Genomic DNA, 22,919 nt, shown 5'->3' with positions numbered 1-22,919 from the left:
CCGATGAGCGCCGGGCGCAACTTCGACGAAGTCCTGCGCCTGCTCGACTCGCTGCAACTGAACGCCAAGCACACGGTCGCCACCCCGGTGAACTGGAAACCGGGCGAGGACGTGATCATCCCCACTTCGGTGTCCGACGAGGAGGCCAGGAAGAAATATCCGCAGGGCTTCAAGACGCTGAAGCACTATCTGCGCGTGGTGGCGCAGCCGAGGTAACGAGCATTGCCATGGGCAAGGGGCGCACGAGGCGCCCCTTGCCCATGGCAATGCTCACCGGCGCGCTCAAAGAGTACGTCCCCTTTAGCCTGGCCCTGGCTACCCTGAAGAGGCTGCAGACTCGCTAGCTATAGTTAAGGCGTGATGATCGTTGCGATGGGGCGGTGAGCTAATCGGGGGGCTGTCACCGGTTTACGTTATTCAGGCTATTCGGGAGGGCGCCCATGGCCGCTGTTACCGATACGCTGAAGCTGTTTCTCGCCGGCGACGTCATGACCGCCCGCGGCATCGACTCAGTGCTGCCGCATCCTGGCGATCCGCGGCTTTACGAGTCCTACGTCAAGGATGCCGGCGTTTACGTCCGGCTGGCAGAAAGACTCAATGGCCCGATTCCCCGTCCAGTCGACTTCAGCTATGTCTGGGGCGCTGCGCTGGATGAGCTCGAACTGCGCCAGCCACACGTACGCATCATCAATCTGGAAACTGCGGTGTCGCGCCACGGCCGACCGGAGCCAAAGGGCATCAATTACCGCATGAGCCCGGAGAACTTCCCGGCCATCAGCGCAGCCGGCATCGACTGCTGCGTGCTGGCCAATAACCATGTGCTGGACTGGGGGGCCGCCGGCCTGATCGATACGCTGGAGACGCTAGCGAGCAACGGCATGTGCAGCGCTGGCGCCGGGCGCGACCGGCAATCTGCCGAAGCACCTGCCGTGCTGCCGCAACCTGGCGGGCGGCGCTTGCTGGTATTCGGTCTCGGCACGCCCGACTGCGGTATTCCGCCGGACTGGGCCGCCACGGCTAGGCACGCGGGCGTCGCGTGGCTGGCGGATCTGTCGAGGCACAGCTTGCGCCCTGTGGCCAAACGAATTCTCGAGGGCAAAAGCCCGGGGGATCTGGTGGTCGCCTCCATTCACTGGGGCGGCAACTGGGGGTTCGATATCTCACAGGAGCAGACCCGGTTCGCCCATGCCTTGATCGACGAGGCCGGGGTTGACCTGGTGCACGGGCATTCCTCGCACCACATCAAAGGCCTCGAGGTGTACCGCGAACACCTGATTCTCTATGGCTGCGGTGATCTGCTGAACGATTACGAAGGCATCGAGGGCCACAGTGCCTTTCGCGGCGACCTGGGGCTCATGTACTTTGCCGCGTTGGACCCGGGCGGGCGTCTGCAGTCGCTCGACCTGGTCCCTACCCGCCTCCGGCGCTTGCGCATCTGCCGCGCCGAAGGGGATGACCGTCAGTGGCTGCACGACACCCTTGCGCGCGAGTGCGCGCGCCTGGGCAGCAGCATCCAGTTGGGGGCGGACAATGCCTTCGCGTTGCGTTGGTAGGCGCCTCCGGACAGGACCAACCCTTGTCCGCCGCTGGGCCTGTTGGTTTTTGGCCCCCCGACTGAGTTGATTTTTGCCGATGGGGTTTTACACAGAGCTACGACCCTCGGCGCAACCGAGTCGTCGGCTGACTACAGATCGGCGTCCACCACCACCCGCACCTGGCTCGCCTCCAGCGCATAGGCCGCATCGGCCAGATCATTGCTGACCGGCTCGACCTTCAGCGTGCCGCTCACCCAGAGCGGGGTGTAGAGGTCGTCCAGCTGCAAGCCTTTGGGGTAGCGCACCAGCACCAGTTGGTTGGGTGGCGGTGGCGGGACGTGGATGCAGGCGCCGGGATAGGGGACGAGGAAGAACAGGGTGCTGCGGCCTTGACCGTCGGTTTCCAGTGGCACGGGGTAGCCACCGAGGCGGATCTGTTTGCCGTTCAGGGCGGGCACGGTCTTGGCCGAGTACATGACTGCCGGCAAGCCCTTTTCCTGCTTTAGCCCACCCTTGCCATTGAAGGTGCCATTCGCCTCGGGCGTGTCGTGGCTGATCTCCGGCATGGCCTCGAGGGCTTGCTGGTCGGCCTCGGGCAGCAGCTCGAGCCAGTCGGTTTCCGGCAGTTCGGCGTGGGCAAGGCTGCTGAGCAGCAACAGGGTCATCAGGATCAAACGGCGCATGACAAGGCTCGAGATGAAGACCGGGTAAGACTAGCGCGCAGGCGCTGCGCCGTTCCAGCACCCTCCCCCTGGCGGGAGAGGGCGTAGCAGGCTCAAGCCTTGCCGATCAGCGTTTCCACGGCGGTGATCTGCCGGTCCAGCGTGGCGCGGTCGGCGCTGCGCAGGGTGGCGTGACCGACTTTGCGACCCACCTTGAAGGCCTTGCCGTAGTGGTGCAGGTGGCAATCCTCGATGCTGATCACCTTGGCCACGTCCGGCACTTCGCCGATGAAGTTGAGCATGGCGCTTACCCCGACCTTTTCAGTTGAGCCCAGCGGCAGGCCGGCGACGGCGCGCAGATGGTTTTCGAACTGGCTGCACTCGGCGCCTTCGATGGTCCAGTGCCCGGAGTTGTGCACGCGCGGGGCAATTTCGTTGGCTTTGAGGCCGCCGTCGACTTCGAAGAATTCGAACGCCAGCACGCCGACGTAGTCGAGCTTGGTCAGCACCCGGCCGACATAATCTTCCGCCAGCGCCTGCAACGGATGCGCGCTGCTGGCGATGGACAGGCAGAGGATGCCGTTTTCGTGGGTGTTGTGCACCAGCGGGTAGAAACGCGTTTCGCCATCGCGGGCGCGCACGGCGACCAGCGAGACTTCGCCGCTAAAGGGTACGAAGCCTTCGAGCAGGCACGGCACGCTGCCCAGCTCGGCGAAGGCGCCGGTCACATCGGCCGCTTTGCGCAGGACTTTCTGGCCCTTGCCGTCGTAGCCGAGGGTGCGGGTCTTCAGCACCGCCGGCAGGCCGATGCGGGCGGCGGCGGCGTCGAGATCCGCTTGCGACTGGATGTCGGCAAACTCCGGCGTGGGGATGCCGAGTTCCTTGAATAGGCTCTTTTCGAACCAGCGGTCGCGGGCGATGCGTAGCGCTTCGGCGCTCGGATAGACCGGTACGAACTGCGAGAGGAAGGCCACGGTTTCCGCCGGTACGTTCTCGAATTCGAAGGTCACCAGATCCACTTCGTCGGCCAACTGCCGCAGGTGATCCTGGTCGCCGTAGTCGGCGCGGATATGCTCGCCGAGGGCGGCGGCGCAGGCATCCGGCGCCGGGTCGAGAAAGGCGAAATTCATCCCCAGCGGAGTGCCTGCCAGAGCCAACATGCGACCCAGCTGGCCGCCACCGATTACACCAATTTTCATCTATAGAGCCCCTTTCAGTAGGTGGCGAGACCAAGCAGTTGAGCGACGCACGCAGCGCAGGAAGCGGAGTTTACACACAGTAAATGAGCATTCCGAGCAGCGGACGGCGCTCAACTGCGCCGCATCGCAGCCCTAATGGAATGGGCTCTCAGGCCTCACGCGGGTCCGGATTGTCCAGCACGCTGTCCGTCTGCTCGGTGCGGAACTGCTTCAGCGCGGCATGGAACTGCGGGTGCTGGTGGCCGAGGATGCTCGCCGCCAGCAGTGCGGCATTGACCGCGCCGGCCTTGCCGATGGCCAGGGTGGCGACCGGGATGCCCGCGGGCATCTGCACGATCGACAGCAGCGAATCGACACCCGAGAGCATCGACGACTGCACCGGCACGCCGAGCACCGGCAGGTGCGTCTTGGCGGCGCACATGCCCGGCAAGTGGGCGGCGCCACCGGCACCGGCGATGATCACCTGGATGCCGCGCACGTCCGCCTGTTCAGCGTACTGGAAGAGCAAGTCCGGGGTGCGGTGGGCAGAAACCACCTTGACCTCGTAGGGAATGCCCAGTTTGTCCAGCATTTCGGCGGTGTGGCTAAGGGTGGACCAATCGGACTTGGAGCCCATGATCACGCCAACCAGTGCGCTCATCGTCGTGCCTCTTCTTCATTGGGCGCCCGCAGGCGCGGCAAAAACTAACAAGCCACGCTGGAGACCAGGCGTGGCTTGTGTGCGAATGCTTTCTGTGTGAAAGGCCAGGGCCGGTGTGAGACCGGCCAAAGGCCGCGCAGTATAGCGCAAAGCCTGGGCTGGCGAGTATCCACTGTGACCGTCCGTCCAGCGCCCCACGCGACAGCCGACAAAGCGCTAAAAAGTTATCTTGACTCAAGGTTCGACAGCCACAGCGGCGGACAATCCCGCCGTGCCCCTCAAGAGGAACGCGCCATGTCCACGACCATGCAGGCCGCAGTCGTCCACGCCTTCGGTCAACCGTTACGGCTCGAAGAAGTGAAAATCCCACTGCCCGGCCCCGGGCAGATTCTAGTGAAGATCAAGGCCTGCGGCGTCTGCCACACTGACCTGCATGCCGCCGAAGGCGACTGGCCGGTGAAGCCCAGCCTGCCATTCATTCCCGGCCATGAGGGGGTGGGCTACGTCGCCGCCGTCGGCGCCGGGGTGACCCGAGTGAAGGAAGGCGACCGTGTCGGCGTACCCTGGCTGTACAGCACCTGCGGCTGCTGCGAATACTGCCTGAGCGGCTGGGAAACCCTCTGCGAAAGCCAGCAGAACACCGGCTATTCGATCAATGGCGGCTACGCCGAGTACGTGTTGGCGGATCCTAACTACGTGGGAATCCTGCCGAAAAACGTCGAATTTGCCGAGATCGCGCCGATCCTCTGCGCCGGCGTCACCGTCTACAAGGGCCTCAAGCAGACCGGCGCACGGGCTGGCCAGTGGGTGGTGATTTCCGGCATCGGCGGCCTCGGCCACGTCGCCGTGCAATATGCCCGCGCCATGGGCCTGCATGTGGCGGCGGTGGATGTAGATGACGCCAAGCTGGCCCTGGCACGCAAGCTCGGCGCCAGCCTGACCATCAACGCCCGCAATGAAAATCCCGTTGAGGTGATCCAGCGCGACATCGGCGGCGCCCACGGCGTACTGATCACCGCGGTCTCCAACAGCGCCTTCGGCCAGGGCATCGGCATGGCTCGCCGGGGCGGTACCGTGGTGCTGATCGGCCTGCCGCCGGGGGATTTCCCCACACCGATCTTCGATGTGGTGCTCAAGGGCCTGAGCATCACCGGCTCCATCGTCGGCACCCGCGCGGATCTGCAAGAAGCCCTGGAGTTCGCCGGCGAAGGCCTGGTCAAGGCGACCATCCACACCGATAAGTTGGAGAACATCAACCAGATCCTCGACCAGATGCGCGCCGGTCAGATCGAGGGCCGTGTGGTGTTGGAGATGTAGGCACCAGGGCGGACGGGCATCAGCCGAACTCCATCCTAGACTGGCTCGGCACTCCCCGCCCCACCCTCGAGCTTGCGCCAGAGCAGGCGCACCGCCGCCTTGCGCACCAGCGCGCAGCGGTACAGACGAATCTCCAGTGGCACATGCCACTGGGGGCCGCCGCACTCCACCAACTCGCCGCGGGCCAGTTCGGCGGTGATGCTCAGGCGCGGCACCCAGGCCACCCCCAAGCCCTGCAACGCCATGCTCTTCAGGCTATCGGCCATCGCCGTCTCGTACACCGTGGTCGAACGCAGCCCCCGCTGGCGCAGCAGCAGATTCACCGACCGGCCAAGGAAGGCGCCCGCGCTGTAAGCCAGCAGCGGCACGCTCTGGCCGCTCTCCAGATCGAACAAGGCCTGGCCATTGGCAGCCACCGCGCAGACCGGCAGCATCTCGGTGCGCCCCAGGTGCAGGGAGGGGAAAATTTCCGGGTCCATCTGCAAGGACGCGTCCGGGTCGTAGAAGGCCAGAATCAGGTCGCAGGCGCCTTCGCGCAGGGCATGCACCGCCTCGCCGACGTTGGTCGCCACCAGGCGGCTGGCGAGATTCAGACCCTCGCTGCGCAAGCGTGCGATCCACGGCGGGAAGAAGCCCAGCGCCAGCGAATGCGCGGCGGCGAACTGCAACACCTCGCCCTGCTGCCCTTCCAGGTGGTGCAGGTGGCGCACCACATCGCCGAGCTGCTCGATCACGCTGCGCGCGGTGACCAGGAACAATTGCCCGGCCTCGGTCAGCTCCACCGGCGTGCGCGCGCGATTGACCAGGGTCAGCCCCAGGGTTTCTTCCAGGTTGCGAATCCGCCGGCTGAAGGCCGGCTGAGTGACGAAGCGCTTCTCGGCCGCCTGGGAAAAACTATGGGTCGCGGCCAGGGCACTGAAGTCCTCCAGCCATTTCATTTCGAGGTTCACCTGGGGCCTCCTCGGCCGTTATCACTGAGATCTATACGCTCGCCACCAAAGCAGCGTCACACCGACATTATGCCGATTCGGTATGGGCCAGCGCTTAACAGCATTGGCCGAATGAAAAGCTCAAGCCTAGTCTAATCGGCATCGCGGCCTAGTCCGTGCCTACCCTGAGATGACTTACATCATGTCTGCTGCTGCATCCTTCCGCGTCGAAAAAGACCTGCTTGGCACCCTCGAAGTTCCGGCTGAAGCCTATTACGGCATTCAGACCCTGCGTGCCGTGCATAACTTCCGCCTCTCCGGTGTGACGCTGTCGCATTACCCGAAACTGGTGATCGCCCTGGCGATGGTCAAACAGGCCGCCGCCGACGCCAACCGCGAGCTGGGCCACCTGTCCGCCGCCAAGCACACCGCGATCAGCACCGCCTGCGCCCGCATCATCCAGGGCGAGTTCCACGAGCAGTTCGTGGTCGACATGATCCAGGGCGGCGCCGGCACCTCGACCAATATGAACGCCAACGAGGTGATCGCCAATATCGCCCTGGAAGCCATGGGTTTTGAGAAAGGCGAGTACCAGCACCTGCACCCGAACAACGACGTGAACATGGCGCAGTCGACCAACGACGCCTACCCGACCGCCATCCGCGTCGGCCTGCTGCTCGGCCATGACAGCCTGCTGGGCGCCCTGGACCGGCTGATCCAGTCGTTCGCCGCCAAGGGCCTGGAGTTCGGCCACGTGCTGAAGATGGGCCGCACCCAGCTGCAGGACGCCGTGCCCATGACCCTGGGTCAGGAATTCCGCGCCTTCGCCGTGACCCTCGGCGAAGACCTACAACACCTGAAGCGCCTGGCGCCCCTGCTGCTCACCGAAGTCAACCTGGGCGGCACCGCGATCGGCACCGGCATCAACGCCGACCCGGGCTATCAGAAGCGGGCGGTCGAGCGTCTGGCCATCATCAGCAACCACCCGGTGGTGGCGGCGGCCGACCTGATCGAAGCCACCTCGGACATGGGCGCCTTCGTGCTGTTCTCCGGCATGCTCAAGCGCACCGCGGTCAAGCTGTCGAAGATCTGCAACGACCTGCGCCTGCTGTCCAGCGGCCCGCGCACCGGGATCAACGAGATCAACCTGCCGGCGCGTCAGCCGGGCAGCTCGATCATGCCCGGCAAGGTCAACCCGGTGATCCCGGAAGCGGTCAACCAGGTGGCCTTCGAAGTCATAGGCAACGACCTGGCGCTGACCATGGCGGCCGAAGGCGGCCAGCTGCAGCTGAACGTGATGGAGCCGCTGATCGCCTACAAGATCCTCGACTCGATCCGCCTGCTGACCCGCGCCATGGACATGCTGCGCGAGCACTGCATCGACGGCATCAGCGCCAACGAAGCGCATTGCCGCCAGCAGGTGGAGCAATCCATCGGCCTGGTCACCGCGCTGAACCCCTATATCGGCTACGAGAACGCCACCCGCATCGCCAAGGTCGCCCTGGAAAGCGGCCGCGGCGTGCTGGAACTGGTGCGTGAAGAAGGCCTGCTGGACGAGGCCACCCTGGCCGACATCCTGCGCCCGGAAAATATGATCGCGCCGCGTCTGGTGCCGTTGAAGGCCTAAGTCCAGCTACAGATACAGGCTCTACCGCAGAGCACGCTCACCAGGCTAAGGGGATCACTCTCCCCTCGCCTTTCAGGAGATGAGGCGAACCCTCATCTCCTTTTTTATGCCTGCTGGCGCAGAAACCCGGCTCCCGCTCTAGGCGCACCCGCAATAACAATAAAGAGGGATACATCATGCTTGAGGTTCTGAACGACTTCCTGTCCGGCAAGCTGCTGATCGTGCTGATCGTCGGCCTGGGCAGCTACTTCACCATCCGCTCGCGTTTCGTCCAGTTCCGCCATTTCGGCCACATGTTCAGTGTGTTCAAGAACTCCATCCGCGGCAGCGCCGGCCAGCTCAGCTCGTTCCAGGCGCTGATGCTCAGCCTGGCCGGCCGGGTCGGCGCCGGCAATATCGCTGGGGTCGGCATCGCCGTGACCCTGGGCGGCCCGGGCGCGGTGTTCTGGATGTGGGTGACCGCCCTGGTCGGCATGTCCAGCAGCTTCTTCGAATGCTCCCTGGCCCAGCTGTACAAGCGCGCCGACGGCGACGGCCTGTACCGCGGCGGCCCGGCCTACTACATCCAGCACGGCCTCAAGCTGCGCTGGATGGCGATGACCTTCGCCGTGCTGCTGCTGGTGACCTACGGCTTCGCCTTCAACGGCCTGCAATCCTTCACCGTGACCCACTCGCTGGAGAACGCCTTCGGCTTCCCGGTCGAGTACACCGGCATCGGCCTGGCCGTGCTGCTGGGCCTGGTGTTCATCGGCGGGATCAAGCGCATCGCCGCGGTCTCCGACCTGCTGGTGCCGGTCAAGACCCTGGCCTATATCGGCGTGACCCTGTACGTGATCGCCACTCAGATCGAGCTGGTGCCGGGCATGCTGGTGACCATAGTCAAGAGCGCCTTCGGCCTGGAACCGGCCTTCGCCGGCCTGCTCGGCAGCGCCATAGTCATGGGCGTGAAGCGCGGTGTGTTCGCCAACGAAGCCGGCCTGGGTAGCGCACCGAATGTGGCCGCCGTCGCCGCGGTCAAGCACCCGGTGGCCCAGGGCGTGGTGCAGGCGTTCAGTGTGTTCCTCGACACCTTCGTCATCTGCACCTGCACCGCCCTGCTGATCCTGCTGTCGGGCTTCTACACCCCGGGCTTCGAAGGTGACGGCATCGTCCTCACGCAGAACTCCCTGGCCGCGGTGGTCGGTGACTGGGGCCGGATCTTCGTCAGCGTGGCGCTGAGCCTGTTCGTCTTCACCTGCATCCTCTACAACTACTACCTCGGCGAGAACGCCCTGCAGTTCCTCATCGGCCGCAGCCGTGTCGCCCTGCTGAGCTACCGCGGCCTGGTGCTGGCGCTGATCTGCTGGGGTTCGCTGCAGAACCTCGGCACCGTGTTCGCCTTCGCCGACATCACCATGACCCTGCTGGCCTTCGTCAACCTGATCGCCCTGGCCCTGCTGATCAAGGTTGGCCTGCGCCTGATGCGCGACTACGACGAGCAGCGCAAGGCCGGCGTGGAGACCCCGGTGTTCGACGCCCGCCAGTTCGCCGATCTGGACCTGGACCCGGCCGCCTGGCCGGAGGCACCCCTGGCGCCGCTGGCAGCCTGGCCCAGCGCGGCCAGCCAGCCGCCGGTCAACGCCCTGCAACAGCGTTGACTTATCGCCGCCTGGGCCTTGGCCCGGGCGGCGTTCGTTGTGTCATAGGCCCCGCGCGGCCAACTGGCAAGCGCGGGACTCTCCGTTTCACAGGAGTGCCAGACCATGCGCCATTATCTTTCAGCTGCATTGTTGTGTTGCTGGCTGTTCAGCCCCTTCAGCCAGGCCGAGTTGCCGCCGGGTTACCGGATGGTGCTGCTCACCGAGAACTTCCCGCCCTTCAATATGGCGAACAACGGCAAGAACTTCGCCCGCGACCCGAATATTCAGGGCGTCAGCGCCGACATAGTGCGTGAGATGTTCAAGCGCGCCGCCATCGACTACAGCCTGACCCTGCGCTTCCCCTGGGACCGCATCTACCAGCAGGCGATGCACAGCCCCAATCACGGCCTGTTCTCCACCTCCCTGAGCGAGGCGCGCAAGCCCTTGTTCAAGTGGGTCGGGCCCATCGCCCAGTATCAAAGCGTGCTGGTCGGCCTCAAGGACGGCGGCCCGCAGCTGGACAACCTGGAGCAGGCCAAGGCCTACCGCATCGGCGCCTACCAGAGCGCGGCGGTCAGCCAGCACCTCGAACGCCTGGGCTTCAAACCGCAAAACGCCCTGCGCGACCAGGAAAACATCCGCAAACTGCTCAGCGGCAAGATCGACCTGTGGGCCACCTCGGACCCGGTCTGGCGTTATTACGCCAAGCAGGAAGGCGTGAGCGGGCTGGAAACCGTGCTGAGCTTCGACTCCTCCAAACTCTACCTGGCGCTGAACAAGGACACCCCGGACGAGGTGGTCGAGCGCCTGCAAAGAGCCCTGGACCAGATGAAAGCCGAGGGCTACGGCAGCTGCACCAAGAACCCCGAACTCTGCTAAGAGCCGGCAGTCAATCCGCCCAGGCCTTGCGCAACGCGCGCAGGGCCTGGGCGATCTGCGGCTCGGCGACCCCGGCGAAACCCAGCACCAGCCCGGCCCGCTGGTCCTCAGTGCCCGGCGAATCCGCCAGCCAGTAATCGCTCAAGCCATTCAGCTCGACCCCGACCGCCGCCGCCCGCGCGATCAGCTCGCGCTCGCGCGCCCGGCTCGCCACCCGCACGCTCAGATGCAGGCCGGCATCCACCGCCGGCAGCGGCTGACAACCGGCGATGGGTTCCGGCCAACCGCGCAACAGCGCATCCCGGCGCGCGCGCGCAGCTCGGCGCATGCGGCGGATATGCCGCTGGAAATGCCCGGCGGCGATGAACTCGGCCATCACCGCCTGGGTGCCGATTTCCGAGTGCCGCACGCCCAGGGCGCGCAGCTGCGCGAAGGCGTCGGCCAAGGCGGGCGGCACCACCAGATAGCCCAGACGCAGGCCGGGAAAGGCGATCTTCGAGAAGGTCCCGACATAGAGCACCCGGCCCTGCCGATCGAGCGCGGCCAAGGGCGACAGCGGCGTACCGCGATAACGGTATTCGCCGTCGTAATCGTCTTCGACTATCCAGGCCTGCTCGCGCTCGGCCCATTCCAGCAACTCCAGACGCCGCGCCAGGGACAGGGTGACGCCGGTCGGGTACTGATGCGAAGGCGTCACATAGGCCAGCCGGCAATCCTTCAGCGCCGCCAGTTGCGCGCAGTCCAGGCCGTCCCGATCGACCGCGATCCCGTGCAGCCGCGCGCCGGCCAGTGCGAAGGCCTGCCCGGCGGCGCGATAGCCGGGGTTTTCCACCGCCACGCCATCGCCCACCTCCAGCAGCAGCTGGGCGCACAGGCTGATGGCCTGCTGGGCGCCGCTGGTGACTATGACCTGGGCCGGATCGCAAACCAGCCCGCGGCTATTGCGCAGGTAGGCGGCGATCAGCTCGCGCAACTGCGGGTCGCCCGCGGGCTCGGCATAACCCAGGCGCTCCAGCGGCGGATGACGCCAGAAGCTCGATTGCAAACGGGCCCAGATGTCGAAGGGGAACAGGTCGAACGCCGGGATGCCGACGCGAAAGGCGCGGGGCGCACCGGCGCGCGGGGCGGGCAAGCGGTTGTTCTGCAAGCGCCAGAGCAGGCTGGTCTGCGGCGCACTGGCCGGAGGCACAGGGGCGCTGGGCGGCGCGGCGCTGCCGGCCAACTCCGCCACATAGGTGCCATCGCCGATGCGCCCCTCGAGATAGCCCTCGGCATATAGCTGGTCGTAGGCGCGCACCACGGTATTGCGCGATACCCCCAGCGCCGCCGCCAGGTCACGGCTGGCCGGCAGGCGCACGCGGCTACTCAGCTGACCGCCAAGAATGCGCTCGCGCAGAGCCTGATACAGCTGGCGGGACAAGCCTTGGCGGCGGTCGAGATGAATGCCCGAGGGATCGAGCGGCAGCGGTGGACACGGAGTGTTCGGGGGCATGATCGACGGGCCGAGTGGTGATCATCACAGCCTAAATTGGCCCAATGAAAATTGCCATGAATGGCTCTTACAACAGACCAATAGCCGGCCTAGGATGCGTTCATCCCGCCGGAGAATCGCCATGTACCTACCGCCCGCGTTCCGTGAAGAAGACCTGCCCACGCTGCATGCGCAGATCGCGCAGACACCTTTGGCGATCCTGCTGAGCCAGGGCGACAACGGCCTCGAAGCCAGCCATCTGCCGCTGCTGCTGAGCCCCGACGAGGGTCGCTTCGGCACCTTGCAAGGCCACTTCGCCCGGGCCAACCCGCACTGGCGAAGTCTCGCGGCCGGCGCCGAGGTGCTGGTGATCTTCCCTGGCCCGCAGGCCTACGTCAGCCCCAGCTATTACCCGAGCAAGGCCGAGCACGGCAAGGCGGTGCCGACCTGGAACTACATCGCCGTCCACGCCCATGGCCATGCCGAGGTCTACGACGAGCCCCAGCGCCTGCGCGAACTGCTGACGCGGCTGACTCGGCAACACGAACGAGACCGGCCACAGCCCTGGTCGCTCGACGATGCGCCGGCGGACTATCTGGACAGCCTGCTGCGCGCCGTCGTCGGCTTCTCCCTGCCGATCGAGCGCCTGGAAGGCCAATGGAAACTCAGCCAGAACCGCAGCCGCGAGGACCGCGCCGGCGTGCGCAAGGGACTGGCCAGCAGCGCGTCAGCGAGTGACGTCGAACTGGCGGCACGGATGCAGGACGGTTCGTAGGGACACACTTGAATACGAGCAGGGCTGCAATTCTTTGTAGGAGCGGGCCATGCCCGCGAAAGCCCCTCAAGTAAAAGCATCGCGGGCATGGCCCGCTCCTACAGGTTTTGCACTCTTCCAAAGCACGCCCTGCAACCCCAAAACAACCCTCTGTGGGAGAACAGACGATGACCACGCTCACCATCCGCCCCGTCAGCCCGGACGACCACGCCGCCTGGCTGCCCCTGTGGCAGGGCTACCAGCGCTTCTACAAGAGTGAAATTCCGGAGGAAACTACCGCCGTCACCTGGCAGCGCTTCCTCGATCCGGCCGAACCCATGCACGCCACGCTGGCTTGGCAGGGCGAACGCGCTGTCGGCCTGGTGCACTGGATCTTCCACCGTTCCTGCTGGACCACGGGCGACTACTGTTACCTGCAGGATCTGTTCGTCAGCGAAGGCCAACGCGGCGGCGGCATCGGCCGGCAACTGATCGAACATGTCTACGCCCAGGCCAAAGCCGCCGGCGCCTCGCGGGCGCACTGGCTGACCCACGAAACCAACCTTGACGCCATGCAGCTCTACGAGCGCATCGCCGAACGCTCCGGCTTTATTCAGTACCGCAAGCTGCTGCCTTAATCACCATCACGAGGACCCGCCATGTCGAACCAGCCTTTACTGCACTGGCAGCCCGCCAAAGCCCCCGAACGCCAGCCGTTGAGCGGCCAGCGCGTGCGCCTGGAACCCCTCGACCCGACCCGCCACGGCGACGATTTATGGCAGGCCCTGCAAGGCTCGCAGGCCGACCCGGCGCTCTGGGACTACATGGCCTATGGCCCGTTTGGCGAGCGCAGCGCCTTCGACGCCTGGCTGAGCGGCAATGCGGCGAGCAGCAATCCGCTGTTCTACAGCGTGATCGACCCGGCCAGCGCGAGCGCCCAGGGCCTGCTCAGTTTTCTCAACATAGTCCCGGCCCATGGCAGCATCGAGATCGGCAATATCTGCTACGGCCGCGCCATGCAGCGCAGCGCGCAGGCGACCGAGGCGATTTACCTGTTAGCCCAATACGCCTTCGAACTGGGCTACCGCCGCCTGGAATGGAAGTGCAACGCGCAGAACGCCCGCTCGACACGGGCCGCCGAGCGCTTTGGTTTCAGCTACGAGGGGCTGTTCCGCCAGCACCTGGTGATCAAGGACCGCAACCGCGACACCGCCTGGTACGCCCTGCTCGATAACGAGTGGCCGGCCGTGCAGCGGGCCTTCGAGCGCTGGTTGGCGGCAGACAATTTCGATGCTACCGGCCAACAACGGCAGACCTTGGCGGCACTGCGCAATAGTTAAGAACGGCGCACTGCTGGGGCGGAACAGGTCGATGCCGTTCACCGCGACCTATGCGGCGAAATGCTCGACCTGTAGACGGCGGCCTACTGCCTCACGGTCGAGTGCGCCCTACAGGGTATGCGCAGGCGTAGGGCGGACTCGGCGCGCAGCGACAGTCCGCCCGCTCGCACACTCAGGGGCAACTCAGTTCGCTGCCGAAGCCAGCCACGTCCAGGCGCCGCGCTTGCTGAACGTAGCCCTGCAGAGACGGATCGACCGCCGCCTGGCTCAGAATTGCAGTCTTGATCTGCGTGGCGTCGGCGCAGGGGTTGAGCGATCTATACAGGGCCGCCGCGCCGCTGACATGCGGCGTCGCCATGGAGGTGCCGCTGTAGTAGGCATAGCTGGCCTTGCCCTTGCGATCGGGTACGGTGGAAAGAATGCTCACACCCGGCGCGGCGATCTGCACCGTGTTGACGCCCCAGTTGGAGAAGCTGGCTTTACCGCCCAGCTTATCCACCGCCGCCACGGCCAGCAGGTTGGCCAGCGGGTAGCTGGCCGGATAGCTCGGGCTGCTGTCGATATTCACGCCGGCGTTGCCGGCCGCGGCGATGAACAGGATGTTGGCATCGCCAGCAGCTTTGATGGCATCGGACAATGCTTGGGAATAGCCACCGCCGCCCCAGGAGTTGTTGCTCGCCACCAGGCCCGGAGCATGGCGCTGCTTGAGGTCGGTGATGTAGTTGACCGCCTTGACCGCATTGGCGGTGGTGCCGCCCTGCCGACCGAGGAACTTGGCGCTGATCAGTTTGGCCGTCGGGCAGACGCCGAACACGCCGATAGCGTTATTGATCGACGCCGCCACGGTGCCGGCGACGTGGCTGCCGTGATCGTCGCTGGCGCCGTCGTAGACGCTGGCGTCGTTGCTGACGAAGTCCCAGCCATTGATGTCGTCGACATAGCCATTGCCGTCATCGTCGAGCCCATTTTTTAACTCGCCTGGGTTGACCCAGACATTGGCCTTAAGATCCGGATGGCCGATCATCAGGCCCTCGTCGATCACCCCCACTACCACCGAGCTGTCGCAGCGCCGGTCGGCATTCCACGCGGCCAGCGCGCCAGAGCCATAGGGGTGGCTGGGCGAAGTGCCGGCCCCCTGCATGCCCCACAGATTGCCCAGATAGGGGTCGTTCGGATTGTCCGTCTGCGTGCGGTACAGCCAGTTCGGCTCGGCGAAGGCCACCGCCGGATCGGCCGCCAGCTGTTCCAGCAGGCCCGCGCTCACCGCCCCCGGCCCTTGCAGGCGCACCCGCAGCAGCTCGCCCTGGTCGGCCCGCCGACCGCTCAGCCGCTCCAGCGGCAGCGCGCCGATCGCCGCGAGCAGCGCCTGCTGCGCCGCCGCCGAGGACTCGGCGCGGAACTGCACCAGCAGTTCCCCGGGCACATGCGGGCGACCGGCACTCAGGCTCTGCTTGACCGCCGCCAGGCCGGCCGGGTCGGCCAGCGCCAGCGCCGACGCCAGGCAGGCGGCCAGCGGCCATAGATGGATCTTCAGGTTCTTCACGATACGGCCCTCCACTCGACGGGAAAGGACCCACGCGCACGTCCCCGGCACACAGCCGCCTGCTCACCATGGCACTTGGGTCGCCAGTTCCTCCGGCGGCGCCAGACCCGCGCCACCGCCAGATGCTTCTAACAGTAGAGTACCAATCCCGACCGCCGGCCAGTCGCCAGCAACCCCGCAGGACCGCCGGCGCTACCGCTGGTCGCGGCGCATCGCTTAGCTCAACAGCGCCTAAGCCTCGATCTCGACCAGAATTTCGCCCGGGTTGACCCGGTCGCCCTTGGCCACATGGATGGCCGTGACAGTGCCGGCGATACCCGCCTGCACTTCGGTTTCCATCTTCATCGCCTCGCTGATCAGCACGGCCTGGCCGGCTTTCACCGTGTCGCCTTGCTTGACCAGCACGTCGACTATATTGCCCGGCATGGTGGTGCTGACGTGGCCCGGCGCGCTGGCCTGCTTGCGCTTGCCGCTGGCGCCGCTGACGAACTCGTTGAGCGGCTCGAACACCACCTCTTCCGGCATGCCGTCGATGGACAGGTAGAAGTGGCGCTTGCCCTCGGTCTTCAGGCCGACGCCGGTGATGTCCACGCGGTAGCTCTCGCCATGCACGTCGATGATGAACTCGGTCGGCACGCCCTCGCCGCCGGCCGCCGCCACACCGCCGGCTTCCGGGATCGGCAGCAGGGCTTCCGGCGTCAGAGTGCCGGCTTCGCGCTCTTCGAGGAACTTGCGCCCGATGTCCGGGAACATGGCGTAGGTCAGCACATCCTCTTCGGACTTGGCCAGGGCGCCGATCTCTTCGCGCAGCTTGCTCAGCTCCGGCTTGAGCAGATCGGCCGGGCGCACCTCGATCACGTCTTCGCTGCCGATCGCCTGGCGCCGCAGCTTCTCGTTGACCGCGCCCGCCGTCTTGCCGTAACGGCCTTGCAGATAGAGCTTCACTTCGTTGGTGATGGTCTTGTAGCGCTCGCCGGCCAGCACGTTGAACACCGCCTGGGAGCCGACGATCTGCGAGGTCGGGGTGACCAGCGGCGGATAGCCGAGGTCTTCGCGGACCTTGGGAATCTCGGCGAACACCTCGTTGATGCGATGCAGCGCGCCCTGCTCCTTGAGCTGGTTGGCCAGGTTGGACATCATGCCGCCCGGCACCTGGTTGACCTGCACGCGGGTGTCGACCACGGTGAACTCGCTCTCGAACTGGTGGTACTTCTTGCGCACGGCGTAGAAGTACAGGCCGATCTCCTGCAACAGCGGCAGGTCCAGGCCGGTGTCGTATTCGCTACCCTTGAGCGCCGCGACCATCGATTCGGTGCCCGGGTGGCTGGTGCCCCAGGCGAAGCTGGAGATGGCGGTGTCGATATTGTCGGCGCCGTTCTCGATCGCCTTCAGCTGGCACATGGCGGCCAACCCCGCCGTATCGTGGGAGTGGACGAACACCGGCAGCGACTGCTCGGCCTTCAGCGCCTTGACCAACTCGCCGGTGGCGTAGGGGGTGAGCAGGCCGGCCATGTCCTTGATCGCCACCGAGTCGCAGCCCATGGCTTCCATCTGCTTGGCCTGGGCGACGAAGGCCTCGACCGTGTGCACCGGGCTGGTCGTGTAGCAAATGGCGCCCTGGGCGTGCTTGCCGGCGGCCTTCACCGCTTCGATGGCCACCCGCAGGTTACGCACGTCGTTCATCGCATCGAAGATGCGGAACACGTCGATGCCGTTCACCGCGGCCTTGGCGACGAAGGCCTTGACCACGTCATCGCTGTAATGCCGGTAGCCGAGCAGGTTCTGCCCGCGCAGGAGCATTTGCAGACGGGTGTTGGGCAGCGCCGCGCGCAGCTTGCGCAGGCGCTCCCAGGGGTCTTCCTTGAGGAAGCGCACGCAGGCGTCGAAGGTCGCGCCGCCCCAGACTTCCAGCGACCAGTAGCCGACCTGGTCGAGCTTGGCGCAGATCGGCAGCATGTCTTCGGTGCGCATGCGGGTGGCGATCACCGATTGGTGGGCGTCACGCAGGATGGTGTCGGTAACGTGGATCTTCTTAGTCATATTCAGTTCCTCACAGGCCGGCGTGGGCGGCGATGGCGGTGGCGATGGCCAGGGCCAGGTGCGATGGGTTGCGCTTGATCGAGTACTCGGTCAGTTCCGGGTGGCTCTCGACGAAGCTGGTGTTGAACTGGCCGCTGCGGAACTCCGGGTTACGCAGAATTTCCTGGTAGTAGGCGGCGGTGGTCTTCACCCCTTGCACGCGCATGTCGTCCAGGGCGCGCAGGCCGCGGTCCATCGCCTCTTCCCAGGTCAGCGCCCAGACCACCAGCTTCAGGCACATGGAGTCGTAGTAGGGTGGAATGGTGTAGCCGGTGTAGATCGCCGTGTCGGTGCGCACGCCGGGGCCGCCGGGCGCGTAGTAACGGGTGATCTTGCCGAACGAGGGCAGGAAGTTGTTCTTCGGGTCTTCGGCGTTGATGCGAAACTGCAAGGCGAAGCCGCGGTACTGGATGTCTTCCTGCTTGACCGAGAGCGGGTTGCCTGCGGCGATGCGGATCTGCTCGCGGACGATGTCGATGCCGGTGATTTCCTCGGTGATGGTGTGTTCCACCTGCACCCGGGTGTTCATCTCCATGAAGTACAGCTCGCCATCTTCGGCGAGCAGGAACTCCACGGTGCCGGCGTTCTCGTAGCCCACCGCCTGGGCCGCACGCACCGCCAGGTCGCCGATATAGGCGCGCTGTTCCGGCGTCAGTTGCGGGCTGGGGGCGATCTCGATCAGCTTCTGGTTGCGCCGCTGGATCGAGCAGTCGCGCTCGAACAGGTGCACCACGTTGCCGAAGCTGTCGCCGAGGATCTGCGCCTCGATGTGCTTGGGATTGACGATGCACTTTTCCAGGAAGACCTCGGCCGAGCCGAAGGCCTTGGTCGCCTCGGAAATCACCCGCGGGAAGGCCTGCTCCAGTTCCTCGGGGCTGTTGCAACGGCGGATACCGCGACCGCCGCCACCGGAAGTGGCCTTGAGCATCACCGGATAACCGATGCGCTCGCCTTCCTTCAGGGCCTCGGCGATATCCGCGACGTTGCCTTCGGTGCCCGGGGTGACCGGCACGCCGGCGGCGATCATGCTGCGCCGGGCCTCGGTCTTGTCGCCCATGCGGCGAATCACCTCGGCCGATGGGCCGATGAATTTGATCCCGCGCTCGGCGCAGATCTCCGCCAGCTCGGCGTTCTCGGAGAGGAAGCCATAGCCCGGGTGCAGCGCATCGCAACCGGTCTCGACCGCCAGATTGACCAGCTTGCGCGGGTTCAAGTAGCCGGCCAACGGCTCGGCACCGATGCTGTGGGCCTCGTCGGCGCGCTTCACGTGTAGCGCCATGCGGTCGGCATCGGAGTAAACCGCCACCGAGCGGATGCCCATCTCGGCGCAAGCGCGCACGATGCGGACGGCGATCTCGCCACGGTTAGCGATCAGGATTTTCTTGATCACGGAAGGTTTCCCTCGGCCTGGTGAACTGGCGACCGCTTACCGCCGGTCGACCCCTGCGCGAGCCCGAGAATCACATTCTGGAGCCCATTCGCGTAGTTACCCTAGCCCCCTGCACCGATTAACCAAAATCAATAATTATTGGGTTAGCTATTAGTAAAGACTTATAGTCACTCGACCAAACATAGCTAAACAGGTGAAATCCGTGCGTAAGTCCTTGATGCGCATGACCTTGCGTCAGCTCCAGGTGTTTCGCGCGGTCTGCGAAAGCCGCTCCTACAGCCGCGCGGCCGAGGAAATGGCCCTGACCCAGCCGGCGGTCAGCCTGCAAATTCGGCAGTTGGAAGAGCTGGTGGGGCAGCCGCTGTTCGAGTACGTCGGCAAGAAGCTCTACCTGACCGACGCCGCCGACGCACTGCAACGCGCCAGCGCGGATATTTTCCAGCGCCTGGAAAACCTCGATATGCAGCTCTCGGATTTGCAGGGCTCGCTGCAGGGCCAGCTCAACCTGGCGGTGGAATCCAGCGCCAAATACTTCGCGCCGCACCTGTTCGCCGCCTTCAAGCGCCAGCACCCGGAGGTCAACCTGCACCTCGCGGTGGTCAACCGCGCCCAGGTGATCAAGCGCCTCGCCGACAACCGCGACGACCTGGTGATCATGTCGCTGGTGCCGCAGGACATGGCCCTGGAGTTTCTGCCGTTCCTGAACAACCCGATAGTCGCCGTGGCGCCGCCCGAGCATCCGCTGTGCAGCGCCGGGCCACTGACCCTGAAAGACCTGGAACCCTACCCGCTGCTGATCCGCGAACCCGGTTCCGGCACCCGCAAGGCCTGCGAGGAGTATTTCCAGCAGAAGCACGCGCACTTCGCCCAGACCCTCGAAGTGGCCTCGCTGGATGCCCTGCGCGAATGCGTGGTGGCCGGCCTCGGCCTGGCGCTGCTGCCGCGCCACGCAGTCAGCCTGGAGCTGGCCACCGGCCTCTTGCGCGAGCTGGCGGTGGAGGAGCTGCCGCTCTACCGCAGCTGGTGCGTGGTCCATGCCCGAGGCAAACGGGTGTCGCCGGTGGGTCAGGCGTTTCTGGCGTTTATCCGCGCCGAACGCACGCAGATCAGCGCGCTGGCCGCGCGTTTCGCCGGGACGCTGCCCGGACCGCATCCAGGTAATTAGCGGCGATCAGTTCGGGGAAGTCGACCAGCTCCTGCTGCAGCCGGCGCTGCTCGGCGAAGTCCTCGATGGCACGGCGGTAGGCCATGCGGCGCTGATCTTCTTGCTGGCGGCGGGTTTTAGCCGCCGAGCCTGAGTACTGCTGCGAGTCATCCACATAACGAGCCATCTCGGATCTCCCATGAACGAGTGCGGGGAGCACCAGCATGGGCGGCGGGCGTTACGTTTTAGCGGCAGAGCAATGAAACTGCGGTGACCGCGCGGTGTCAGTCTTCGCTCGCCTTCACGGTCTTCGGCGACAGGCGCAGGCTGCGCAAGCTGCGCTTCACGCTCTTCAGGTGATTGACCAGGGTCGGCCCACGGGCCATGGCCACGCCCATCGCCAGCACGTCGATCACCACCAAGTGGGCGATCCGCGAGGTCAGCGGGGTGTAGATCTCGGTGTCTTCCTGCACGTCGATGGCCAGGTTGACCGTGGCCAGCTCGGCCAAGGGCGTTTGGCTCGGACACAGGGTGATCAAGGTCGCGCCGGTTTCGCGCACCAGGTTGGCGGTGATCAGCAGATCCTTGGAGCGCCCCGATTGCGAGATGCAGATGGCCACATCGGTCGGCTTCAGGGTCACCGCCGACATCGCCTGCATGTGCGGATCGGAATAGGCCGCCGCCGTCAGCAGCAGGCGGAAGAACTTGTGCTGGGCATCCGCCGCCACCGCTCCGGAGGCGCCAAAGCCATAGAACTCCACGCGCTGGGCCTGGGAACAGGCGGCGATGGCGCGCTGCAGGGCCTGCGGATCGAGCTTTTCGCGCACCTCGATCAGGGTGTGCAGGGTGGTGTCGAAAATCTTCAGGCTGAAGTCGGCGACCGAGTCGTCTTCATGGATCGCGAACTGGCCGAAGCTGGCGCCGGCCGCCAGGCTCTGCGCCAGCTTCAGCTTGAGATCCTGGAAGCCGGTGCAGCCGATGGCGCGGCAGAAGCGCACTATGGTCGGCTCGCTGATTCCCACGCTGTGCGCCAAGTCGGCCATGGAACTGTGCATCACCGCCGCGGGGTCGAGCAGCACGTGATCGGCGACCTTAAGTTCCGACTTTCGTAACAGATGACGCGACTGGGCAATGTGTTGCAAGAGGTTCAAGGGGCTGGGCTCTGTTGATGGGTTATGATCGGCGCACGCCGGGTTGTAGCGTGCTTGTAGTTATACTACATGACCCGCCTCCCGCCCAGGTAAACCGCGCTCGGAGAGCCCTTGTTGACCATCCCTTGTGACATGTTGGTATTTGGCGGTACCGGTGATCTGGCCCTGCACAAACTGCTGCCGGCGCTCTATCACCTGCACCGCGACGGCCGCCTGCATCCCGACCTGCGCATCCTCGCCCTGGCCCGCAGCGCGCTGGCCCGCGAGGCCTATCAGGCGCTGGCCGAGCGGCGCTGCCGGGCCCAGGTCGCCCGCGCCGATTTCGATGCGCCGAGCTGGAGCAGCTTCGCCGCCCGCCTCGACTACTTCGCCATGGACGCCGCGCAAAGCGCCGACTTCGGCCGCCTGGCCAAACACCTGGGGCAGGCCGAGCAACGCGTGCGGGTTTACTACCTGGCGACCGCGCCGGACCTGTTCGAAGACATCGCCGCCCACCTGGCCATCGCCGGCCTGGCCGGGCCGCACGCGCGCATCGTCCTGGAGAAGCCGATCGGCCATTCGCTGGAGTCGGCCCAAGCCATCAACGCGGCGATCGGCGCGGTGTTCGATGAGTCGCGGGTGTTTCGCATCGACCACTACCTGGGCAAGGAGACTGTGCAGAACCTGATGGCCCTGCGCTTCGCCAATGCCCTGTTCGAGCCGGTGTGGCGCGCCGGGCATATCGACCATGTGCAGATCAGCGTGTGCGAAACCCTCGGAGTGGAAAACCGCGGCGCCTACTACGACCGCTCCGGCGCCATGCGCGACATGATCCAGAACCACCTGCTGCAACTGCTCTGCCTGGTGGCGATGGAGGCGCCGGTGCGCTTCGACGCCGAAGCGGTGCGCAACGAGAAGCTGAAGATTCTGCAGGCCCTCAAACCCATCTCAGGCCTCGATGTGCAGGACAAGACCGTGCGCGGCCAATACGCCGCCGGGAAGATCGGCGGGCAGGAAGTGCCGGCGTATTATTTCGAAAAAAATGTCGACAACGACAGCGATACCGAGACCTTCGTCGCCCTCCAGGTCGAGATCGACAATTGGCGCTGGGCGGCCGTACCGTTTTACCTGCGCACCGGCAAGCGCATGGCGAAGAAGGCTTCGGAGATCGTCATCCAGTTCAAGCCGGTGCCCCATCGCCTGTTCGACGGCGGCCAAGCCAATCGCCTGCTGATCCGCCTGCAACCGGAAGAACGCATCAGCCTGCAACTGATGGGCAAAACCCCCGGCAAGGGCATGCGCCTGGCTCCGGTGGAGCTGGACCTCAACCTGGCCCAGGCGTTCCACCAGAAACGCCGCTGGGACGCTTACGAACGGCTGCTGCTGGACGTGATCGAGGGCGACTCGACGCTGTTTATGCGCCGCGACGAGGTGGAAGCCGCCTGGGCCTGGGTCGACCCGATCCTCAAGGGCTGGCTGGAGTACTACCAGAACCCGCGCCCCTACCCGGCGGGCTCCAACGGCCCCGAGCAGGCGCAGAGCCTACTGGAACTGCAAGGGCGCAAGTGGCTGGAGTGAACGCAGCAGCCTTGTAGGGTGCAACCCGCGCGGAGAGGTCATTAACCTGGCGCGGTTCACCCGGCGCGCCTATCCCCACGGCA

20 protein-coding genes and 1 pseudogene are annotated in these 22,919 nt (G+C 65.5%); 11 read left to right on the top strand and 10 right to left on the bottom strand.

Going from position 1 to position 22,919, the window contains the following annotated elements:
* Positions 1–216, top strand: a pseudogene (locus tag FFS12_RS07330) (peroxiredoxin); the annotation flags it as partial.
* Positions 217–440: 224 nt separating this feature from the next.
* Positions 441–1,553, top strand: a complete 1,113-nt coding sequence (locus FFS12_RS07325; protein ID WP_137886226.1) for a CapA family protein — start codon at positions 441–443, stop codon at positions 1,551–1,553.
* 131 nt (positions 1,554–1,684) lie between these two features.
* Here the strand turns inward: FFS12_RS07325 and FFS12_RS07320 are convergent, their stop codons facing one another.
* The 3 genes from FFS12_RS07320 to purE form a co-directional block, all read right to left on the bottom strand.
* Complete coding sequence (locus tag FFS12_RS07320) at positions 1,685–2,218, bottom strand: DUF3299 domain-containing protein (RefSeq protein WP_137886225.1); 534 nt, start codon at positions 2,216–2,218, stop codon at positions 1,685–1,687.
* A gap of 92 nt (positions 2,219–2,310) precedes the next feature.
* Positions 2,311–3,396: a 5-(carboxyamino)imidazole ribonucleotide synthase gene (locus FFS12_RS07315; protein ID WP_137886224.1), complete on the bottom strand. Its 1,086-nt coding sequence runs from the start codon at positions 3,394–3,396 to the stop codon at positions 2,311–2,313.
* A 148-nt stretch (positions 3,397–3,544) separates the two neighbouring features.
* Positions 3,545–4,036, bottom strand: a complete 492-nt coding sequence (purE, locus tag FFS12_RS07310; protein WP_137886223.1) for a 5-(carboxyamino)imidazole ribonucleotide mutase — start codon at positions 4,034–4,036, stop codon at positions 3,545–3,547.
* A gap of 294 nt (positions 4,037–4,330) precedes the next feature.
* On the opposite strand from purE, the gene adhP reads away from it, so the two are divergent.
* Positions 4,331–5,353 carry an alcohol dehydrogenase AdhP gene (gene adhP, locus FFS12_RS07305; RefSeq protein ID WP_137886222.1) on the top strand — a complete coding sequence of 341 codons (1,023 nt, stop codon included), beginning with the start codon at positions 4,331–4,333 and terminating at the stop codon, positions 5,351–5,353.
* Positions 5,354–5,388: 35 nt separating this feature from the next.
* On the opposite strand, the gene FFS12_RS07300 is transcribed toward adhP, so the two are convergent.
* Positions 5,389–6,303, bottom strand: a complete 915-nt coding sequence (locus FFS12_RS07300; RefSeq protein ID WP_137886221.1) for a LysR substrate-binding domain-containing protein — start codon at positions 6,301–6,303, stop codon at positions 5,389–5,391.
* Between the two features lie 181 nt (positions 6,304–6,484).
* Between FFS12_RS07300 and FFS12_RS07295 the strand changes: the two genes are divergently transcribed.
* From FFS12_RS07295 to FFS12_RS07285, 3 genes are all read left to right on the top strand, one after another.
* Positions 6,485–7,909, top strand: a complete 1,425-nt coding sequence (locus FFS12_RS07295) for an aspartate ammonia-lyase (RefSeq protein WP_137886220.1) — start codon at positions 6,485–6,487, stop codon at positions 7,907–7,909.
* A gap of 176 nt (positions 7,910–8,085) precedes the next feature.
* Complete coding sequence (locus tag FFS12_RS07290) at positions 8,086–9,546, top strand: sodium:alanine symporter family protein (protein ID WP_137886219.1); 1,461 nt, start codon at positions 8,086–8,088, stop codon at positions 9,544–9,546.
* Between the two features lie 105 nt (positions 9,547–9,651).
* The gene (locus FFS12_RS07285) at positions 9,652–10,407 is read left to right on the top strand and encodes an ABC transporter substrate-binding protein (protein ID WP_137886218.1); all 756 of its coding nucleotides are present in this window, start codon (positions 9,652–9,654) and stop codon (positions 10,405–10,407) included.
* A gap of 10 nt (positions 10,408–10,417) precedes the next feature.
* Here FFS12_RS07285 and FFS12_RS07280 read toward each other — a convergent pair whose 3' ends face one another.
* Positions 10,418–11,899, bottom strand: coding sequence for a PLP-dependent aminotransferase family protein (locus FFS12_RS07280; RefSeq protein ID WP_137886217.1), 1,482 nt, complete (start codon positions 11,897–11,899; stop codon positions 10,418–10,420).
* Between the two features lie 121 nt (positions 11,900–12,020).
* On the opposite strand from FFS12_RS07280, the gene FFS12_RS07275 reads away from it, so the two are divergent.
* From FFS12_RS07275 to FFS12_RS07265, 3 genes are all read left to right on the top strand, one after another.
* A complete protein-coding gene (locus FFS12_RS07275; RefSeq protein WP_137886216.1) occupies positions 12,021–12,653 on the top strand; it encodes an FMN-binding negative transcriptional regulator in 633 nt (210 codons plus the stop codon).
* 167 nt (positions 12,654–12,820) lie between these two features.
* A complete protein-coding gene (locus tag FFS12_RS07270) occupies positions 12,821–13,270 on the top strand; it encodes a GNAT family N-acetyltransferase (RefSeq protein WP_137886215.1) in 450 nt (149 codons plus the stop codon).
* Positions 13,271–13,291: 21 nt separating this feature from the next.
* Positions 13,292–13,972 carry a GNAT family N-acetyltransferase gene (locus FFS12_RS07265; RefSeq protein WP_137886214.1) on the top strand — a complete coding sequence of 227 codons (681 nt, stop codon included), beginning with the start codon at positions 13,292–13,294 and terminating at the stop codon, positions 13,970–13,972.
* A gap of 172 nt (positions 13,973–14,144) precedes the next feature.
* On the opposite strand, the gene FFS12_RS07260 is transcribed toward FFS12_RS07265, so the two are convergent.
* The 3 genes from FFS12_RS07260 to FFS12_RS07250 form a co-directional block, all read right to left on the bottom strand.
* Positions 14,145–15,515, bottom strand: a complete 1,371-nt coding sequence (locus FFS12_RS07260) for a S8 family peptidase (RefSeq protein ID WP_256657301.1) — start codon at positions 15,513–15,515, stop codon at positions 14,145–14,147.
* Between the two features lie 231 nt (positions 15,516–15,746).
* Complete coding sequence (gene oadA, locus FFS12_RS07255) at positions 15,747–17,555, bottom strand: sodium-extruding oxaloacetate decarboxylase subunit alpha (RefSeq protein ID WP_137886213.1); 1,809 nt, start codon at positions 17,553–17,555, stop codon at positions 15,747–15,749.
* 10 nt (positions 17,556–17,565) lie between these two features.
* Complete coding sequence (locus tag FFS12_RS07250) at positions 17,566–18,984, bottom strand: acetyl-CoA carboxylase biotin carboxylase subunit (RefSeq protein ID WP_137886212.1); 1,419 nt, start codon at positions 18,982–18,984, stop codon at positions 17,566–17,568.
* 217 nt (positions 18,985–19,201) lie between these two features.
* On the opposite strand from FFS12_RS07250, the gene FFS12_RS07245 reads away from it, so the two are divergent.
* Positions 19,202–20,149 (top strand): LysR family transcriptional regulator, encoded by a 948-nt coding sequence (locus FFS12_RS07245; RefSeq protein ID WP_171011839.1) that lies wholly within the window; start codon positions 19,202–19,204, stop codon positions 20,147–20,149.
* Here FFS12_RS07245 and FFS12_RS07240 read toward each other — a convergent pair.
* Both FFS12_RS07240 and hexR read right to left on the bottom strand, forming a co-directional pair.
* Positions 20,091–20,315 (bottom strand): PA3496 family putative envelope integrity protein, encoded by a 225-nt coding sequence (locus tag FFS12_RS07240; protein WP_137886210.1) that lies wholly within the window; start codon positions 20,313–20,315, stop codon positions 20,091–20,093. The two genes, FFS12_RS07245 and FFS12_RS07240, sit on opposite strands and share 59 nt — an antisense overlap.
* 97 nt (positions 20,316–20,412) lie before the next feature.
* A complete protein-coding gene (gene hexR, locus FFS12_RS07235) occupies positions 20,413–21,279 on the bottom strand; it encodes a transcriptional regulator HexR (protein WP_137886209.1) in 867 nt (288 codons plus the stop codon).
* A 132-nt stretch (positions 21,280–21,411) separates the two neighbouring features.
* Between hexR and zwf the strand changes: the two genes are divergently transcribed.
* Positions 21,412–22,836 carry a glucose-6-phosphate dehydrogenase gene (gene zwf, locus FFS12_RS07230; RefSeq protein WP_218568966.1) on the top strand — a complete coding sequence of 475 codons (1,425 nt, stop codon included), beginning with the start codon at positions 21,412–21,414 and terminating at the stop codon, positions 22,834–22,836.
* Positions 22,837–22,919 lie beyond the last annotated feature (83 nt).

This window comes from Pseudomonas sp. 2FE (genome assembly GCF_005503735.1).
In the GTDB taxonomy this organism is placed as follows: Bacteria; Pseudomonadota; Gammaproteobacteria; order Pseudomonadales; family Pseudomonadaceae; genus Aquipseudomonas.
The sequence above is the reverse complement of the archived record's forward strand: the minus strand, read 5'-3'. Positions and strand labels throughout refer to the sequence as shown.

Excerpts from the sequence above, each read along its gene's own strand:
- zwf (WP_218568966.1), top strand. The coding sequence starts at position 21,412 with ATGTTGGTATTTGGCGGTACCGGTGATCTGGCCCTGCACAAACTGCTG.
- FFS12_RS07275 (WP_137886216.1), top strand. The coding sequence starts at position 12,021 with ATGTACCTACCGCCCGCGTTCCGTGAAGAAGACCTGCCCACGCTGCAT.
- FFS12_RS07240 (WP_137886210.1), bottom strand. The coding sequence starts at position 20,315 with ATGGCTCGTTATGTGGATGACTCGCAGCAGTACTCAGGCTCGGCGGCT.
- FFS12_RS07295 (WP_137886220.1), top strand. The coding sequence starts at position 6,485 with ATGTCTGCTGCTGCATCCTTCCGCGTCGAAAAAGACCTGCTTGGCACC.
- adhP (WP_137886222.1), top strand. The coding sequence starts at position 4,331 with ATGTCCACGACCATGCAGGCCGCAGTCGTCCACGCCTTCGGTCAACCG.
- FFS12_RS07270 (WP_137886215.1), top strand. The coding sequence starts at position 12,821 with ATGACCACGCTCACCATCCGCCCCGTCAGCCCGGACGACCACGCCGCC.
- FFS12_RS07245 (WP_171011839.1), top strand. The coding sequence starts at position 19,202 with ATGCGCATGACCTTGCGTCAGCTCCAGGTGTTTCGCGCGGTCTGCGAA.
- FFS12_RS07280 (WP_137886217.1), bottom strand. The coding sequence starts at position 11,899 with ATGCCCCCGAACACTCCGTGTCCACCGCTGCCGCTCGATCCCTCGGGC.
- FFS12_RS07320 (WP_137886225.1), bottom strand. The coding sequence starts at position 2,218 with ATGCGCCGTTTGATCCTGATGACCCTGTTGCTGCTCAGCAGCCTTGCC.
- FFS12_RS07325 (WP_137886226.1), top strand. The coding sequence starts at position 441 with ATGGCCGCTGTTACCGATACGCTGAAGCTGTTTCTCGCCGGCGACGTC.
- FFS12_RS07315 (WP_137886224.1), bottom strand. The coding sequence starts at position 3,396 with ATGAAAATTGGTGTAATCGGTGGCGGCCAGCTGGGTCGCATGTTGGCT.
- FFS12_RS07285 (WP_137886218.1), top strand. The coding sequence starts at position 9,652 with ATGCGCCATTATCTTTCAGCTGCATTGTTGTGTTGCTGGCTGTTCAGC.
- FFS12_RS07265 (WP_137886214.1), top strand. The coding sequence starts at position 13,292 with ATGTCGAACCAGCCTTTACTGCACTGGCAGCCCGCCAAAGCCCCCGAA.
- FFS12_RS07290 (WP_137886219.1), top strand. The coding sequence starts at position 8,086 with ATGCTTGAGGTTCTGAACGACTTCCTGTCCGGCAAGCTGCTGATCGTG.
- purE (WP_137886223.1), bottom strand. The coding sequence starts at position 4,036 with ATGAGCGCACTGGTTGGCGTGATCATGGGCTCCAAGTCCGATTGGTCC.
- oadA (WP_137886213.1), bottom strand. The coding sequence starts at position 17,555 with ATGACTAAGAAGATCCACGTTACCGACACCATCCTGCGTGACGCCCAC.